At 61.8% G+C, this 17,089-nt stretch carries 13 protein-coding genes; 8 read left to right on the top strand and 5 right to left on the bottom strand.

Annotation, left to right across the window (positions count from 1 at the left end; translation table 11 throughout):
* Positions 1-50: 50 nt before the first annotated feature.
* Entirely contained in the window at positions 51-2,321 is a 2,271-nt protein-coding gene (locus tag P9M14_09955; protein MDP8256063.1) for a UvrD-helicase domain-containing protein, read from the bottom strand.
* 103 nt (positions 2,322-2,424) lie between these two features.
* Between P9M14_09955 and P9M14_09950 the strand changes: the two genes are divergently transcribed.
* Together P9M14_09950 and P9M14_09945 are read left to right on the top strand one after the other, a co-directional pair.
* Positions 2,425-2,838 carry a hypothetical protein gene (locus tag P9M14_09950; GenBank protein MDP8256062.1) on the top strand — a complete coding sequence of 138 codons (414 nt, stop codon included), beginning with the start codon at positions 2,425-2,427 and terminating at the stop codon, positions 2,836-2,838.
* Between the two features lie 69 nt (positions 2,839-2,907).
* Entirely contained in the window at positions 2,908-4,134 is a 1,227-nt protein-coding gene (locus tag P9M14_09945) for a hypothetical protein (GenBank protein MDP8256061.1), read from the top strand.
* A 19-nt stretch (positions 4,135-4,153) separates the two neighbouring features.
* Here P9M14_09945 and P9M14_09940 read toward each other — a convergent pair whose 3' ends face one another.
* On the bottom strand, positions 4,154-4,678 hold the full coding sequence (locus tag P9M14_09940; GenBank protein MDP8256060.1) for a hypothetical protein: 525 nt from the start codon (positions 4,676-4,678) through the stop codon (positions 4,154-4,156).
* 28 nt (positions 4,679-4,706) lie between these two features.
* Positions 4,707-5,177, bottom strand: a complete 471-nt coding sequence (locus P9M14_09935) for a helix-turn-helix transcriptional regulator (protein MDP8256059.1) — start codon at positions 5,175-5,177, stop codon at positions 4,707-4,709.
* A 785-nt stretch (positions 5,178-5,962) separates the two neighbouring features.
* Here P9M14_09935 and P9M14_09930 point away from each other — a divergent pair.
* Both P9M14_09930 and P9M14_09925 read left to right on the top strand, forming a co-directional pair.
* Complete coding sequence (locus P9M14_09930; GenBank protein MDP8256058.1) at positions 5,963-9,421, top strand: C25 family cysteine peptidase; 3,459 nt, start codon at positions 5,963-5,965, stop codon at positions 9,419-9,421.
* 30 nt (positions 9,422-9,451) lie between these two features.
* Positions 9,452-11,401 (top strand): sulfatase, encoded by a 1,950-nt coding sequence (locus P9M14_09925; protein ID MDP8256057.1) that lies wholly within the window; start codon positions 9,452-9,454, stop codon positions 11,399-11,401.
* 18 nt (positions 11,402-11,419) lie between these two features.
* Here P9M14_09925 and cysK read toward each other — a convergent pair whose 3' ends face one another.
* The gene (gene cysK / locus P9M14_09920; protein MDP8256056.1) at positions 11,420-12,385 is read right to left on the bottom strand and encodes a cysteine synthase A; all 966 of its coding nucleotides are present in this window, start codon (positions 12,383-12,385) and stop codon (positions 11,420-11,422) included.
* Between the two features lie 303 nt (positions 12,386-12,688).
* On the opposite strand from cysK, the gene P9M14_09915 reads away from it, so the two are divergent.
* The 4 genes from P9M14_09915 (at position 12,689) to P9M14_09900 (ending at position 15,336) form a co-directional block, all read left to right on the top strand.
* On the top strand, positions 12,689-13,690 hold the full coding sequence (locus P9M14_09915; GenBank protein MDP8256055.1) for a potassium channel protein: 1,002 nt from the start codon (positions 12,689-12,691) through the stop codon (positions 13,688-13,690).
* Positions 13,691-13,767: 77 nt separating this feature from the next.
* Positions 13,768-14,418: an MBL fold metallo-hydrolase gene (locus P9M14_09910; protein ID MDP8256054.1), complete on the top strand. Its 651-nt coding sequence runs from the start codon at positions 13,768-13,770 to the stop codon at positions 14,416-14,418.
* A 32-nt stretch (positions 14,419-14,450) separates the two neighbouring features.
* Positions 14,451-14,861, top strand: coding sequence for a methylmalonyl-CoA epimerase (gene mce / locus P9M14_09905; GenBank protein MDP8256053.1), 411 nt, complete (start codon positions 14,451-14,453; stop codon positions 14,859-14,861).
* Between the two features lie 16 nt (positions 14,862-14,877).
* Positions 14,878-15,336, top strand: a complete 459-nt coding sequence (locus tag P9M14_09900) for a hypothetical protein (protein MDP8256052.1) — start codon at positions 14,878-14,880, stop codon at positions 15,334-15,336.
* A gap of 8 nt (positions 15,337-15,344) precedes the next feature.
* On the opposite strand, the gene P9M14_09895 is transcribed toward P9M14_09900, so the two are convergent.
* Positions 15,345-17,060, bottom strand: coding sequence for a hypothetical protein (locus P9M14_09895; GenBank protein MDP8256051.1), 1,716 nt, complete (start codon positions 17,058-17,060; stop codon positions 15,345-15,347).
* Positions 17,061-17,089: the final 29 nt, after the last annotated feature.

Genomic DNA, 17,089 nt, shown 5'->3' with positions numbered 1-17,089 from the left:
TCTTTACCAACGACGAACCCCGGACCATCGCCGGGGAACGTAAAGTGCGATCAATCGATGGTCTTTAGTTTGGCCCAGCGGGTCAAGAACACTTTGCGCTCGCCCGAGTTAAAGACCACGGTCACGCGCTGGGCGTCGAAATACGGTTCAGCCTCAACTACCCGACCCTCGCCGAACACCCCGTGCTGAATGCGCTGTCCGGGACTCAGCTCATGCGAGCCCGCGCTTTGGATTGTTGTTTCCGGGGCGTGGCCTTGGGGGGCCGAGTAGTCCGGATGGTGGTCGAACTCGATCCGTGACTCATGTTGCACAAACGGTTCCCGGGCCCGCTGTTGCGTCGTCTGTCCGTGATCGAACAGCGGGACGCTCAGCGGCGGCGGTCCGAGGTTCTTTACCAGGTTCAGCGGTAGGTCGCGCAGAAAACGCGAGGCGCGGGTCTGGCTGTAGCCCATGCGCCCCAGCCGCCGCCCGGCCCAGGTCAGGAACAGTCGGCGCTGGGCGCGGGTGATCCCGACGTAGAACAGACGCCGTTCCTCACCGTCGCCGTCGGGATCGTCCAATGAGCGTGAGTGCGGCAGCAGCCCATCCTCGAGCCCGCTGATCATCACCGCCGGGAACTCCAGCCCCTTGGCGCAGTGCAGGGTCATCAGGCTGATCGCCTGCTGGCTGTGCTCGTAAGTATCCGGGTCCGAGACCAGGGCCGCGTTTTCCAGAAAACCCAGCAGCGTCGGCTGCTCGTTCTTGTTCTCGTACTCGCGCACCGCGGCGATCAGCTCGGCGACGTTTTCCAGCCGGGCCTCGAACTCCGGACCGTCGCCGCGGCGCAGCAGGCTGCCGTAGCCGCTGGTCTCGACGATGTCGGTCAGGATCACCGACGGACTCTCTCCGCCCTGGTCGCGTTGTCGCCAGGTTTCGACCATTTTTTCAAACACGATAAACGCGTTCTTCAGCCGTGGCGCGGAGTCGTGTGCCGTCTGCTCCAGCGCGCGGTACGGCGAGACCTCGAGCTCGCGGGCCTTGTCGGTCAGCGCGAGCAGCGCCTTGGCTCCGATGCCGCGCGTCGGGGTGTTGATGATCCGCAGCAGGCTCACCGAGTCGTCTGGATTGACCACCAGCCGGGCGTAGGCCAGCAGGTCCTTGATCTCCTTGCGCTCGTAGAAGCGCGTGCCGCCGACGATCACGTAGCTGATTCCGCGCTTGACCAGCTCCTCTTCGATCAGCCGGCTCTGGGCGTTGGTGCGGTAGAAGATCGCCACGTCGCCGGCGCTGAAATCCTCTTTGAGCAGGTCGCGTATCTGCTCGACAAGGAAGTGCGCCTCGTCGTATTCATCGTCGCCGCGAAACAAAATGATCGGCTCGCCCATCGGATTTTCGGTGAACAGTTCCTTGGGCTGGCGCTCGGGGTTGCCCTCAATCACGGCCGCGGCCGCGTCGAGGATCGTCTTGGTGCTGCGGTAGTTGCGGCCGAGCACCACCACCTGGGCCTCGGGGAAGTCCTCACGGAAGTCGGTCAGATTCTCTACCCGCGCGCCGCGCCAACGGTAGATGCTCTGGTCGTCGTCGCCCACCAGGCAGATGTTGCGCCCTGGGCCCAACAGCAGTCGCAGCAGCCGGTATTGCACGAGGTTGGTGTCCTGGGCCTCGTCCACCAGCAGGTAGTCAAAGCGCCCCTGAAGTTTGTTCCGCACCTCTTCGGACTGTTCGAGCAAGTGCAGCATCTCGGCCAGCAGGTCGCCGAAGTCCAGGGCGTTGTTGCGCCGCATTTCTCGCGCGTAAGTCTCGAGCACCGCGCGCAACGGCTTACTGCGCTCCGAACCGCCGACCACCATGGACGCCGGGTCGCGCGCGCCGTTCTTGGCGCGGTCGAGAACCGAGGCGACCAACTGTACGGGCAGCAACTTGTCGTCGAGGTTCAGCTCCTTGAGGATGCGCTTGATCAGCGCGCGCTGATCGCCGGTGTCGTAGATCGTGAAGTCGGGGCGGATGCCGATCGCCTTGCCGTAACGCCGCAGCAGCCGTGCGCCGATCGAGTGAAAGGTGCCCATCTGGATCGTGCCGCGCTCCAAGTGCTCCGGACCGACCAGGCTTTCGACCCGCTCGCGCATCTCCTGGGCCGCCTTGTTGGTGAAGGTAACCGCCAGGATCCGCCACGGGTCGACACCGCGTTCCATTATCAGGTGCGCGATGCGATAGGTCAGCACGCGGGTCTTGCCCGACCCGGCGCCGGCAAATACCAGCAATGGTCCCTTGTCGTGGAACACCGCCTCTCGCTGATGCGAGTTGAGCTGCTGCGCCAACGGGCTGTTTGTGTAATCCGTCATCGATACCCCGGGAAGATCGGCCCAGTAAGGGAGCATAACCGGACCGCGTCGTCAAACGGGAATATCCTTGACTTGCGGTCGTCCCCTTGGAGATGATCAATCTATGGCTGATAAATTCGCAATGAGCTTCATCTACCTGCTGCCGCGCGGGCAATCGCAGAAGGTGGTCGAGTCGCTGCCGCACCAGGTGGAGAAGCCCGACGATCGGTTCGAGCTGCTCGATGTCGACGGACTGTCGATGATCGATTGGCAACGCAACCAGGAGGACGGCGCCGGGCTGCACATGCGGATGGATCGCGACGACTTTCTTTTCGCCGTGCTCAGTTACGCCGAGTTCCCCGAGCACGGCGTGGACGTGCTGGTCAGCTTCCGCGATCCGGGCTCGGGCAACGGGCGTAGCGTGCTGTTCTCCGACGTGCTCTCGATCGAATACCTGCCGATCGACAAACGGCGGATCACCGGCAATCTGGTTTTGCTCTACAACTTCCCACGCCGGTTTGATGCGGTGCTTGGCTGAAAACTGGTGTAACATACCTCGCCGAACCTGAGGGGTTTTGATGACCGACCCAGTCCCGGAGGAAATAAAATGAGGCGCTTGCTCGCCCTGTTGGTGGCTTTACTGCTGGTCGCGATGCTCGGCAGTCTGTGCTCCTGCGCATGCGACGACGACGATGACGACGATGATCAACCGGGTGACGACGACGATGACGACGATGACGAAGACATCCAGGACCTGATCGACCAGGGCAAGCACTGGCTCGAGATCGGCGAGGGCGACAAGGCGCGGCTGGTTTTCCTCGAGGCGCTCGACGTGGTGCCGGGGCATCCCGAGGCGACATACGGTCTGGCGCTTGCCGACGGGCTGCACGAGATGGACGTGATCGGCATCATCTACGACTACCTGATGTCGTTCATCGACGGGTCCGGTCCGGTCAAGGGCGAGGACACCCAGGGGCTGCTCGACCAGTTGCTGCACGACGTGCTCGACGGCCTGGTGATCGAGCGCGCCGACGAGCTGGTCAGCGCGGCTCAGACCGCGCAGCAGGCCCAGGCGACGTTCGAGGTCGAGATCCCGATGATCATCGGCTTCGAGGAGCTGGGCTACGCGGGCAGCGAGTGGGACCAGGCCGACCTGTTGGCCCTCGAATCGTTCGGCGACCTGCTCAGCGGCCTGCTCAAGCACATCTTCGTGATCGACCTGAACACCAACCTGGGCTACATCTTCATCTTTATCGAGATGGACACCAGCGGCGAGACGATCGATATCGTCGGGCTCGTGGTCGACGTGTTGATCCAGATGCTGACCGATCCGGCGTACCCCGACTTCCTGACCCTCGACGCCGAGGGGATCGAGCTCTACCGCGAGGCTGGATTGCAGTTCGGCCTGGGGCTCGACCGCTTCCTGAGGACCTTCGAGGCGATTACCCTGGAGACCGACGACCAGTCCGACGACGTGCTGGGCTACTACGATCTCAACGGCAGCGGCGTCTGGGACGCCGCGGATCCGTGGACGATCCCCTACTACGGTGCGCTGGACGAGCGCCAGATGGCCTGGTGGGCGGTAATCAGCGGCATCGTCGGCGCGATGCGCGACACCTACCTGGACTACACGATCTACGACGTGGACCCGGCCAATCCCAACCCGTTGCACTTCAGCGTGTTCAACCCGCTGCTCCAGATGTTCAACTTGCCGCCGCTGTTCAACGAGGAGATGACCCTCGACATCGGCCAGTGGTATCTCAACCCCAACCCGACCTCGATCCGCGACGGATTGCTGCAGATCCTGCAACTGGTGGACGCGCTGCTGCCGTAACGGCAGATCGATCGCGGGATTATTTTTTCTCTGCTTTAGTTTTACTCAAGGTTTCACGGCGGATTTTAAGTGTAGGAAGAGTAAATAAAATCCCCATAGATGATGTTAACCTTTGAACCTCTTGGCGAATATATGGCCATAGATTATACGCTCCATTATACTTTGCAAAAGCCGACAATCCTTTTTTCCCAATGTTGACGGGCATTGGTGGAGCAGGCAAAGCGTATAGTGCCTGAAAAACAATAGTGATTTCAACAATAGGCGAACTAGGTTTATCAGAAGATTGTTGATCTATTTCATAAATAGGACGGAATGCTATTCGAGCACCAACATCAACAAGTAGATGATTTTCATTATCAATGAGATGGTAATGGCTAGGTAATAGTTTGAAATCACAACCAATTTTTATTTTATCGCTAGGGGGTTCAGTAGGAATGCGATTTTTTATTTGGAGACGTTTTAAGTCGACTCTAAGCAAGTCGACCGACGCGGCCACTTGTGTAGCAGCCAACCACTCGCGGTCTCCTGCAATTAGTTCGTACATTGCTCTTTCTCCACAGAAGGTAGCATTACTATGCCACCAATAAATCGACCCGACGCAGAGTTTTATTCTTCTCTACTTGTGATGAGTCCGCTTGTATCATCGGGCGGCATTCACCACCCTTGATTCCGATTTGAGGCCAGCTATCCTCTTTAATTTCCCACAGATTCTTGGGTTTCCCCATGAATTCCCAGCAAGATAAAAAAATGTCCGCCAGAATAGGACCCTGAGCGTTACTACTATCACCATCATCGTAGGCGACCAGGCTTACCTTCAAACTTAGAGCTCGAGCCAGTCGAATTAAGCTCGATATTTCAAGGTTATCCGGATCATTAAAGATTTGAGAGACTCGACCGGGGCTAACCCCAAGAGTCTCGGCCAATTGTTTTTGAGACATCTTTTTTCTTTTCAGTTGTCGCTGTATTTGTCCGATAAAATCGAATGTTACAGCGAAACGAAATGCCTCTTCACTATCGTTGGTCCAATGCCTTTTAGTGGGCATGATTATCTCCTCTATATTCCCGTGGCTAGGTGATTTCTCAATGTTGCAAGTACTTCCGGATCGTTTGCCAGGCGTGCCATTTTTGCTAGGATGCTCTCATCTGTCCTGTGTGTATTCTTAGTCGTAAAGTGTGATAACACGCAGAGCACAAATCTTCTATTGTTGGCGAGAGGGTGTATGATAAAACCATAAAATCTTGTTCCCCGTCCTTTATCCTCAAACTGGAAACACTTAGAATATTTACCATTATATTCACTTCTGTTGTATCCATGGTACCAATCAGCGTGTGTTATGCCTTCTAACCACGATTCGAATTTTCGCATGTAAGTGTATCGTTCTTTATGTCCGAGATCATTAAAATCACGAGGTCCTCGTAAAAATCTATGTGTTCCCGTTAAAAAAAGGATCCCCCGACGTTGATTTCTCCATGACCTCAACCCTTCTATTTGCTCGATGTGTAATGTCATGTCATCGAGTTCTCTCCGGTAGGTTCCCACTAACTTTAGCTACGGCTAAACAATTAGTCAAGACTTTATCTAACGGAGCGCAAAATTATTTTCCACTCTTGATATTGATCACTTTCGGCATATTGAGGCCGGGGTCGATCAAGTAGTAGCCAATATTCCTGTGCGCTATCGACTCTAAAGATCGGTGCGCTTATGAACTAACACAGAAAGGATAAGGACGATCATCTTCTTCAGGCTGTGCGGATTGCTTGAATTCCGGAAGAGTCGGGGGGTAACATGCGCTCATATGATGTGCAACCCTTTCGAGGATATTACAAGATGATAGCCTGTTTGCGTTTGGCATTGATAGCGATGTTGCTGGCCGCTTGTACGGCCTGGGCCGCGCCGCTGAGCATCAACTCCCAGGTCGGCTCCGGCGATCCGGTGAGCCTGCTGGCGGGCAACGACTCGCAGACCGTGCTGCGAGTGCGCCCCGGCGTGCTCGAGATGGTCGAGTTGACCCACGATCAGGGCGAGACCTATACGGCGCTGTCGATTCCCGGGGCAGGGCGCTCGCAGCAGATCGGCGCGCCCGATCTGCCGGTGATCCGGCGCTTTGTGCAGGTTCCGCACAACGCCGAGCCTAGCGTCGAGGTGCTCTCCAGCAGCAGTCGGACTTACGAGCTTTATGACCTGGGACTTTCCGACGTGGTCTGGCCGCGACAGCCCTCGATCGAGAAGCTTCCCGGCGCGTTGGATGACGCCCAGTTCGTGTTCGACCGCGACGCCTACTACGCCGACCCGGCATCGCAGCCGCTGGTCGAGCTGCGCGATGTGGGAATCGTTCGCGGCCGCCGCCTGGCTCTGCTCGAGGTGCGGCCGATCAGCTACAACGCGATCGAGGGCACGATCGAGGTGCTCAGCGACCTGACCGTGCGCATCGACAACTCCGAGCGCGTGGGCCCGGCGCTGTGGTTGGCCGACGAGGCCCTGGCCGACCCCTACCACGACGGATTGATCGAGCGCATCGTGCTCAATCCGCATTTGGTCCAGGGCGGCTTGGACGTTGCGCTGCCCAACGGCAAGGTCGGCATGCTGGTGATCAGCGACCCGAGCCTGGCGGGCTCGGCCGCGCTTGCCGACTACCTCGAAGCGCGCGCGCTGCACGGCTTCGAGGTCACGTTGGTCGATACCGGCGTCACCGGCACTTCGCGCGAGCAGATCAAGGCCTACATCCAGGAGGCATACGACACCTGGGAAGTGCCGCCGACGTTCGTGATCTTGGTCGGCGACACCGACGCGATTCCGCATTGGGTGGGCCAGGGCTCGTCCACCCCGGCCACCGACCTGTACTACGCCACGCTCGAGGGCGATGACTTCTTGGCCGACGCCTTTGTCAGCAGACTCTCGGCTGCCGACGCCACGGACCTGGGCAATGTTGTGGACAAGAGTCGCGCCCTGACTTGGCTTGAGAACGCCACGCCCTACGGCTGGACTCAGACAGCGACGTTCCTGGCCTCGACCGACCATTACTCGGTCACCGAGGGGACCCACAACAACGTGATCGAGACCTACCTTGATCCGCGTGGCTACACCTCTTACAAACGCTATACTCAGACCTACAACGCCACGGCGGCCCAGGTGACATCGGACATCAACGCCGGGCTGTCGCTGGTGATCTACTCGGGCCACGGCGCGGTGACCTATTGGGCCGACGGCCCGGAGTACCAGCAGTCCGACGTCAATGCGCTGACCAACACGGTCTACCCCTTTGTCTGCTCGTTCGCCTGCGTCACCGGCCAGTACACGGCCAGCGAATGCTTTTCCGAGACCTGGATCAGGGCCGACCACGCGGGTGCGGCGATCTGGGCCAGCTCGGTCAACTCCTACTGGGACGAGGACGATGTGCTCGAGCGCAAGCTGTTCGAGGGTTTCTTCGATCCGGTTGCCGACGAGCCGGGGCTGACCTGGATCGGCGGAATGACCCAGTACGGCAAGCTCGAGCTCTACCAGTATTACGGCGGCGAGGGGAACACCCTGCGCTACTTCGAGATGTATAACCTGATGGGCGATTGCAGCCTCGACATCTGGACCGACACGCCCGTCGCCATGACGCCGGACTACCCGGCGCTGATTCCGATCGGCACCAGCGGCATGGACGTGAGCGTGCCCGGGGTCGTCGGGGCCAAGGTCGCGCTGGTGCATGACGACCAGTTGGTGGCCGCGGCCACATCCGACGGTGCGGGCGAGGCCTACCTGGACTTCGGCGGTTCGATCGTCGATCCGGGCCAGTACACCCTGGCGGTGACGGCCCACGATCGCGTGCCGTTCGTCGATGAGACCCTGCAGGCCGTAGCCGCGTCCGAGGACGGCAGCGTGGAGCTCGACGACGAGCTGTACTCGTGTGACGACGCGGGCGAGATCCTGCTGATCGATTCAGGCCTGGCGGGCAACGGCGCCCACGATGTGAGCATCGCCTCGACCAGTCATCCGACGCCGGTGGCGATCACGCTCACCGAGTACGCCGACTCCGGCGCGTTCTTCGGCGACTTCACCGTCGGCGGCACGGTCCAGGTCGAGCACGGCGATACGATCACCGTCACCTACATCGACGCCTGGGACGGCAGCAGCTCCAACGTGACCAAGACCGCCACGGCCGAGGCCGACTGCCAGTGGCCGACCTTCGCCGGCGTGCAGACCGCCCAAGGGACCGACCAGACGATCACCCTGGGCTGGGACGCGGCCGCGGATCCGCACGGGCCGATCAGCTATTCGGTGTTTCGCGCCGAGGGCAGCGGCGGGCAGAACTTCTCCGAGCCGATCGGCACCACCACGGGAACCTCGTTTGTGGACGGCGGACTGGAGAACTACGTCGAGTATTACTACGTGGTGCGCGCGGCCGACATCCTGGGCAACATCGAGGAAAACACGGTCGAGCTCGCGGCGCACCCGATTGGCCCGATCGCAATTTTTTTCGAGGACTTCGAGGAGGACGACTGGGGCGACTGGAGCATCGCCGACAACAACAGTGACGGCCATACCTGGTCGCTGGAATCCGGCGGCTCGGGCGTGCTGGTCGACCATTATGCCAAGGCGGCCAACGGGTTTTTACGCACCTGCGACGAGGATATGATCAGCCCGCAATTCGACGCCTCGGGCGCGCTCGAGCTCTACCTACAGATCGACCAGGAGCTCGATCACAGCAGCACCTTCGCAGCCTCGGAGCGCGGGACGTTGTTCGCGCGCGACGGCGACGCCGGCGCCTGGGTCGAACTGCACACGTTCAACGAAAGTCTCTACGGCACTTACAGCGTAGAGATCCCCGCGATCTTCCTTTCGGCCAAGCAGCTGCAACTCAAGATCAACTACACGAACATCAACATCTTCAGCTCCGGCTCCTGGGCCGTGGACAACATCACGGTGCTGGCGCAGCCCGAGGGCGACCCGCTGCTTGAGCCGCTGTTCAGCGTCGATCCCCACGAGGGCTCCGCGCCGCTGGAGGTGCAGTTCACCAACCAGAGCAACGGCTGGGTCAAGACCGTCTCCTGGGAGTTCGGCGACGGCGAGATCAGCAGCGAGGACTCCCCGAGCTACATCTACACCCAGCCCGGATCATACGACGTGACGCTGACCATCAACGGCCCGATGGGCCAGGAGCAGCTCACGGTGGAGGACGCGGTAGTGGTCAGCGCTGCCGACGACGACGATGATGATGATGACGACGATGATGACGATGGAGACGACGATGCCTCGCAACGAAGTGGCGGCGACGATGCGAGCTCGGGCTGCTGCGGTTAACCCAGCCGCGCGAGGCGTAGTATCGAGCGGATGAATTCAGTCCCTGCCAACGACCACGCGTTGATAGCGGCGTTACGTCGCGCGGGCAGGATTTTGCCCGCGGCCCTGGCGCTGGGCGTGCTGCACGGACTGTGGCGCAGCATGCACGGCGGCTACCTCGAGGACGGATTGTGGGCCCTGGTCGGCACAGCTCTAAGGCAGACCGCGGATCACGCCATGGCCTGGGGCCTGTTGGCGGCCGCGATTGCGCTGCTGGTGCAACTGCTGTTGGGGCTACTCCCGTCGCGGCGTTGGCGCTTGATCGGTGCGGCGCTGTTCTGCTTGCTGTTCGTATTGGAGGCGTGGGGCCTGCGGCTCGCGGCGGCCTCGTTCCTAGGTCAACGGCTGCCCACCAGCTACGTGGGGATCGACCAGGGCGTGCTGTTCCGCTCGACGATCTGGCCCGCGTTCGACCTGGCGGTGTCGCGCTTTGGCTGGCTGGTCTGGTCGCTGGTGATCGGCTTGGCGCTGATAACTGCACTGTTCAGTACGGCGCTGGTCTGGATCGTATCCAAGCTGGCGCGTGCGCCCCGCAGCGCAAGGCTCAATACCCGCTTCAATCCCCTGCGCGCCTGGCCGGTTGCGGCCGGGTTGGGCGGCTGGGCGCTGGTCGCCGCACTGGCGTTGCTGCTGCGGCCCGCACCGCCCATCGGCGCGCCCTCGGTGCTGCTGATCTCGATCGACACCCTGCGCGCGGACCATTTGGGATGCTACGGCTATTGCCCGCCGACCTCGCCGAAGATCGACGCGCTGAGCAGCGAGGCGGTGCTGTTCGAGCAGGCGGTCTCGCTCTCGCCGTACACCCTGCCCAGCCACGTGAGCATGCTCAGCGGGCTCAACCCGCTGGTGCACGGCGTGACCACCTTGGACAAGCGGATGCCCGAGTCGATGACGTTGCTCTCCGAGGTGTTCGCCGCCGCGGGGTTCGACACCGGCGCGGCGGTGAGCAACTTTCTGCTCGGCCCGACCTACGGCTTTGCCCAGGGGTTCGCGGTGTACGACTTCTTCCCCGACCGCACGGCCGAGGTGGCGGCCGCGGCCGCGCAGCGCTTTTACGAGCAACGCGCGGGAGCGCAGCGCCCGAGCTTCTTCTTCCTGCACCTGATGGATCCGCACTTTCCTTACACCGCGCCGCCCCAGCAACGCGCGATGTTCAACGGCGCAGACGCCGCGGACTTCGACCAGTCGCTGCCGTTCTTCGAGTTCCGCGACCGCTACCGCCGCGCCGAGCCCGGGGTGCGCCACGAGCTGGTTGCCGCCTATGACGCGGAGATCCGCTATACCGACGAGGTCCTCGGCGGCCTGCTGGATCAGCTCAAGCAGCTGGGGCTCTACGACTCGATGCTGATCGTGGTGACCTCGGACCACGGCGAGGAGTTCTGGGAACACGGCGGATTGGGGCACTCGGTGACGCTCTACGACGAGGTGCTGCACGTGCCGCTGATCGTGCGGCTGCCCGGCGCTGCGTCGGCCGGCCTGAGGATCGAGACCCAAGTGCGATTGAGCGATCTGACGGCCACACTGGCCGCAAAGGCCGGAACCGCGATGCCCGGCCAGGCCGAGGGCCGTGATCTCTCGAGCTTGATCGCCGGACGCGGGCCGTCGGGCCTAAGCGTTCCGGCGCTGGCAATGACCGACCTGTTCGGGCCGCCACGCTATTCGCGGCGCACCACGGGGCTCAAGTGGATCAGCTCCAGCCGCTTCCAGCTCGGAGCCGAAGAGGACTCGTTCCCCGAGCGGATGTTCGACCTTGCGCTCGACCCGGGGGAACTGCGCAACCTGGCGCCGGAGCAATCCGCGGCCGTGGCCACGCTGGCCGCGCAGGCCAGAGCCGAGATCGAGGCTTTAACTCAGTTGGGTACGACCATCGGCCGCGAGGCGGCGCCAAAGCTCGACCCGCTGACGCGGCAGCGGCTCAAGGCCCTGGGCTACCTGCAGTAATTCGGTGCGTATTTCGGTTTAGACTTGGTCGAAGATTCCGTTGAACAGGGGAGTCGAGAGGTAGCGTTCGCCCGAGTCGGGAAAGATCGCGACGATCGTCTTGCCCGCGAACTCGTCGAGCATCGCCAGCCTGTGGGCCGCGGCCATGGCCGCGCCGCTGCTGATGCCCGAGAGCAGGCCCTCCTCGCGCGCCAGACGGATCGCATACTCGAACGCCTCGTCCGACGAGACCGTTTCGACGCGGTCGATCAGCGACAGGTCGAGCACTTCGGGGATGAACCCTGCGCCGATGCCCTGGATCTTGTGCGGTCCGGGTTTGATCTTGCGGCCGGCGAGGGTCTGGCCGATCACCGGGCTGGAGTCGGGCTCCACCGCCACACTGATGATCGGCTTATTCTTGGTATTTTTAAAAAAGCGCGAGATGCCGGTAATCGTGCCGCCGGTGCCCACGCTGGAGACCAGCACGTCCATCTCGCCGTCGGTGTCGTCCCAGATCTCGGGACCGGTGGTCTGCTCGTGGATCAGCGGGTTGGCCGGATTGGAGAACTGCTGGGTCAGCAGCGTATTTTCGGGATCGTCGGCCGCGAGATTGTTCGCCAGTTCGATGGCGCCGGACATGCCGCGCGCGCCCTCGGTCAGCCGCAGGTCGGCGCCCAACGCCAGCAGCACCTTGCGGCGTTCGAAGGACATGGTCTCGGGCATGGTCAACGTTAGTTTGTAGCCGCGCGCCGCAGCGACAAAGGCCAGGGCGATGCCCGTATTGCCGCTGGTCGATTCCACCAGCCGCATGCCCGGCCGCAGCACTCCGCGTTTCTCCGCGTCCCAGATCATCGAGGCGCCCACGCGGCACTTGACCGAGAACGCCGGGTTGCGCGATTCGATCTTGCCCAACACCGTGGCCTGCGATCCTTTGGTGATGTGATTTATTTTGACCAGGGGAGTGCGACCGATTGAGAGTGAGTTGTCAGTAAATACCGCTTTCATAAAACACTCTCCTCAATTATGTCTTGGTAGACATGGGTACGTCCTATAAATCATTTGATGAAGAAATGAAAGACTTATCATGTAACGATTACCTTTTAATTTACAAACAACATTACTAAAAAAGTACTATGAAAAGGTCTAATGCCGGTTAGTACTATGTAAACTAAGAAAAAAAGTCATTCGCTATATAAATTAACTTTATAGGCAACAGAATATCAAAAATTGACCTTGAGATATCCAAGGTGCTTCAGATCCGTTGCCGCCGCTAATATCTTGCTGCGCGATCCGTGGCGTGGTAAATCAATGGCAGTGGGCTTCCGACGCGGATTACTAATCACATTGTGTGCCGTTATATCAGTGCTGATATTCGGCACCTTGGGCTATCGGACCCTCTATCCCGACTCGGAGCCCTTTGACGCGTTCTACATGACCGTGATCACCATCACCACGGTCGGCTTCAACGAGGTGTTCGAGCTCGACCAGGCGGGCAAGCTGTTCACCGCAGTGCTGATCCTGCTTGGTTGGTCGGTGCTGACCCTGGCGCTGGCCGTTATCACCAGCAACATCGTTTCGGGCAAGCTGACCACTGTCTTTGGGAGAAAAAAGGTGAAAAGGCAGATAGAGAAGATCAAGGACCACTACATCGTCTGTGGATTCGGCAGAATGGGAGCGATCGTCTCCAATCAACTGGCGAACGGCAGTGTACCGTTCGTGGTTGTCGAGTCCGATGTCGCTTCCTGCGAAAAGCTCGATCTGAACGAAATGCTGTTCATCCAGGGCGACGCCGGAGACGAGGACGTGCTGCGGCGCGCGGGGATCGAGCGCGCCCGGGGCGTGGTCGCGGCTGTGGGCTCGGATGCGGAGAACGTCTTCATCTGCCTTACCGCGCGCCAGATGAACCAGCGGCTGTTCATCCTCGCCCGTTCCCTGGACGAGGCCGCCGAGCGTAAGCTGCGCGCAGCCGGGGCCAACATCGTGATCAGCCCTTACTCCATCGGCGGCATGCGCATGGCCAACGCGATTCTGCGTCCCCACGTGGTCGACCTGCTCGATCTGGCGATGTTTAGCGAGGAGATGGACGTGCTGATGGAGCAGATCACGCTGCCGGAAGGCTCGTCGATGGTCGAAAAGACGCTCAAGCAATCCAACATCCACATCGACTACGGACTGATCATTATCGGCATCCGCCGCGCCGACGGCCGGTTCCACTTCAACCCCAGCGGCAACACGCGGCTCGAGGCGGGCGATACGCTGATCACCATGGGGCCGCACGGCGACCTCAAGCGCCTGGAGAACCATCTTTGACCATCGGCCCGCCGGTCCTGTTATGATTCAGGCGACGAGCCGGAGCTGACGCGGGCCGGAGCTGGGGAGGAATAAAGATGCGCATCCGTTACAACGGTCACTCGAGCTTCACGATCACCGCGGCCGACGGCACGGTGATCGTCACCGACCCCTACGAGCCCGGGGCCTACGGCGGCGGGATCGGCTATCACCAGATCGGCGACCAGCCGGACATCGTCACCGTCAGCCACGACCACGCAGACCACGGCTATACCGAAGGCTTCTCCGGCGAGTTCGAGATCGTGCGCGAATCCGCTTCGCACAAGGGGATCGAGTTCCGCGCGATCGACACGTTCCACGACGATCAGGGCGGCGCCCAACGCGGCGCGAACACGATCTTCGTCTTCGAGGTCGACGGCGTGACCCTCTGCCACCTGGGCGATCTGGGGCACGTGCTCAGCGACGAACAGATCGCGCTGATCGGGCCGGTCGACGTGCTGATGGCGCCCATCGGCGGGCACTTCACCATCGACCCGCTGCAGGCCACGGATGTGTTTGAGCGCCTGCGGCCCAAGGTCTTTCTGCCGATGCACTACAAGACCGATAAGTGCGGATTTCCCATCGCCGGGGTCGACGAGTTCGTCAAGGGCAAGGCGCGCGTGCAGCGCATCGATTCCGACGCCATTGAGGTCGAGGCCGACAAGCTGCCCGGCGAGCCCGAGGTGAAGGTACTCAACCACGCCTGCTGACCGCGGTCGCAGGGGATCAGGGGGAGGCGAACGTGATCAAGCGGATCAGCCATTTGGGAATCGCCACGCCGAGCATCGAAGCGGCGCGCAAACTCTACGAGGACCTGCTGGGGCTGAAGGTCGAACACAGCGAGGATATCGCCGCCCAAAAGGTGCGCACCGCCTTTCTGCCGGTGGGCGAGGTCAACATCGAGCTGCTCGAGCCGCTGAGTTCCGAGGGGGCCATCGCCAAGTATCTGGAGAAGAACGGACGCGGCGGGATGCACCACATCTGCTTCGAGGTCGACGACATCGACGCCGAGCTGGAACGGCTTAAACAGGCGGGTGTGCCGCTGATCGACGAGCAGGCGCGCGCCGGCGCGCACGGTGCGCGGGTCGCCTTTTTACATCCCAAAGGGACGCACGGCGTGCTGATCGAGCTCGCCCAACATCCAGAGGATTGATTGAGGAAAAAAGTCGATGAAGCGACCGCGTAAGAGCTTCCTGATCGTGTTCGTGCCGGTGCTCGTAATCGGGGCCGTGGCGTTGGCCGTGCTCTATCCCAAGTCGCTGGTCCGAATCAGCGACGCGGACAACAACGGCGTGGCCGAACGGGTCGTCTTTCTCACGCTCACCGGCGATATGAAGCGCATCGACGAGGACCTGGACCAGAATGGAACGGTCGACCGCCAGGAGTTATTCGAGCAGGGGCTATCGGTGTTGATCAAGGCCGACCAGAACATGGACGGAGTGCAGGAGCTGACCACCTATTTCACGCCCCAGGGCGAATGGTCGATGTTGATGCGCGATCAGGACGCGGACGGCCGGATCGACGTGGTCAGTTTTTACGACAACGGCGGCATGCCGCCGCTGGGCGTGATCCGCGACAAGGACGGCGACGGAGTTTTCGAGCATTCCAGGCCGGGCAGCCGCGAGTAGACACCTTCTCAGCGGCTGCGCTGATAAAGCTCGCCGAGTTCCCGTTTCATAAAGCGCGAAGGCGGTTCGTTCTCGAAGAAGCGTTCGATCATCTGCCGTGCGCAAGGTTCCTGCGCCGAGTCGCGGCAGGCCAGGGCCGCCCCGGCCCAGATATAGGGGCCGTTGGGCGATGCAGCGACGTAATCGTGTTCGAGCTGACCGAGCATCCCCGGGTCTGCCAACTGCGCGCTGTATCCCGCTCCGAGCAATGAGTTGTCGTAGGCCGGATTGATCTCCAACGCAAGGCGGAAGTGTTGCAGCGCTTGCCAAGGCTGCTGCTGCCGCAGGTCGAGCAGACCCAGGTTGCCCCAGGCGCGGTAGTTGGTCGGGTCGAGGCTGACGGAGCGCTCGAAACTGGCGCGGGCCGGGGCCAGATCATCATCGTCCGATTGAATGATTCCCAGGCCGTTGTGCGCGGCGGACGAGTTTGGTGCGGCCGCGGCGCAGCGCGTCCACAGCGCCTCTTCGGACGACCAGGTGCGCGAGAGGGTCCAGCTTTGGCCCAGCAGACATAGCAGCACCACGGCCGCGAAGACTCGGGCGGCGTACGCGCGGCGCTCGAGCATCAGCGAGCAGATCGCGCCGAAGGCCAGCGCCAATCCGGCCGAGGGCAGGTAGAGGTAATGATCGGCCAAAGCCCGCGGCATAGGCGCCAGGTTGGCCGTGGGCAGATAGAGCACCACGAACAGCGCCAGGCCCGCGCCCACACTCCGCCAGGCCATATCGTGCCGACGCAGAGCCGCGACGCTTGTCAACAGCAGTCCGAGCAGCGCGATCCAGCCGGCGGCGATTTTCAGCGCGACCGCGGATTGCGGCCACCAGGGCAGGCCGTAGTCCGCGGCGAGCCCTGTGGGGAAGATGCCCAGCAGCAGGGCGTGCCCGATCCACAGCGGCGCAACGAGCAATCGGCGGCCGATCTCGATCCCCCCCTCGGATGCGGGCAGGCCCACGTCGGCCGGACCCAGACGCAAGGCGATCACCGCCGCGGCGGCCAGCGCCGGCATCACGGCGAACAACAGCGCGGCGCGCAGCCTGCGCAGGGGTTTCTCGTCGCGCGAACGAGCCAGGGGTATGAGCGCCAGGGCCAGGGGCGCGATCAGCGCGGTCTCCTTTGACAGGCAGGCCAGCAGCACGCACAGCGCGGCCCAGCGTCGCGGCCCACGCGCGTGGGACGGTCTGACCAGCGAACGATCGACCAGCCACAGCGCCAGCAGCACCAGCGCCGCGGCCATGATCCCGCCGATATTGGCCACCAGCGCCAGGTCGTCGATGTGCGCGGGGTGCAGGGCGAACCAGATTGCGGCCAGGGCCGCGGGAGTGCGCTTACGCAGCAGCGATTGCGCCAAGCTCAGCACCAGCAGGCTGCACACCACGTGCAGCATCGCGGCAAAGGCGCGGAAGGGCAGGGGGGCCACGCCGTAGGACATTCTCTCGGTGGCCAGGGCCAAGACCTGCAACGGCCGGAAGTAACCGGTGCGCATCGGGCTGGGAAAGACGTAGCCCACGTCGGAGAGCAAAATCCGCGGGGAGTGCAGCACGTCGATCAACGTCGGGTGCCCGCCGACCAGCTGCGGGTCATCATAGATCAGCGGATGGCCCAGCAGCGGCACGGCCACGGCCAACGCGGCGAGGACCACTGCGATCTGCGGCCAGTGCTCGGCAACGCGCTGTAAAAATCGATTCATCCACACTCCCGGCTGGCGACTCAAATCAA

It is taken from the genome of Candidatus Alcyoniella australis, assembly GCA_030765605.1.
Taxonomy (GTDB): Bacteria; Lernaellota; Lernaellaia; order JAVCCG01; family Alcyoniellaceae; genus Alcyoniella; species Alcyoniella australis.
Note: the sequence above shows the minus strand (reverse complement) of the source record. Positions and strands in the feature narration are given on the sequence as shown.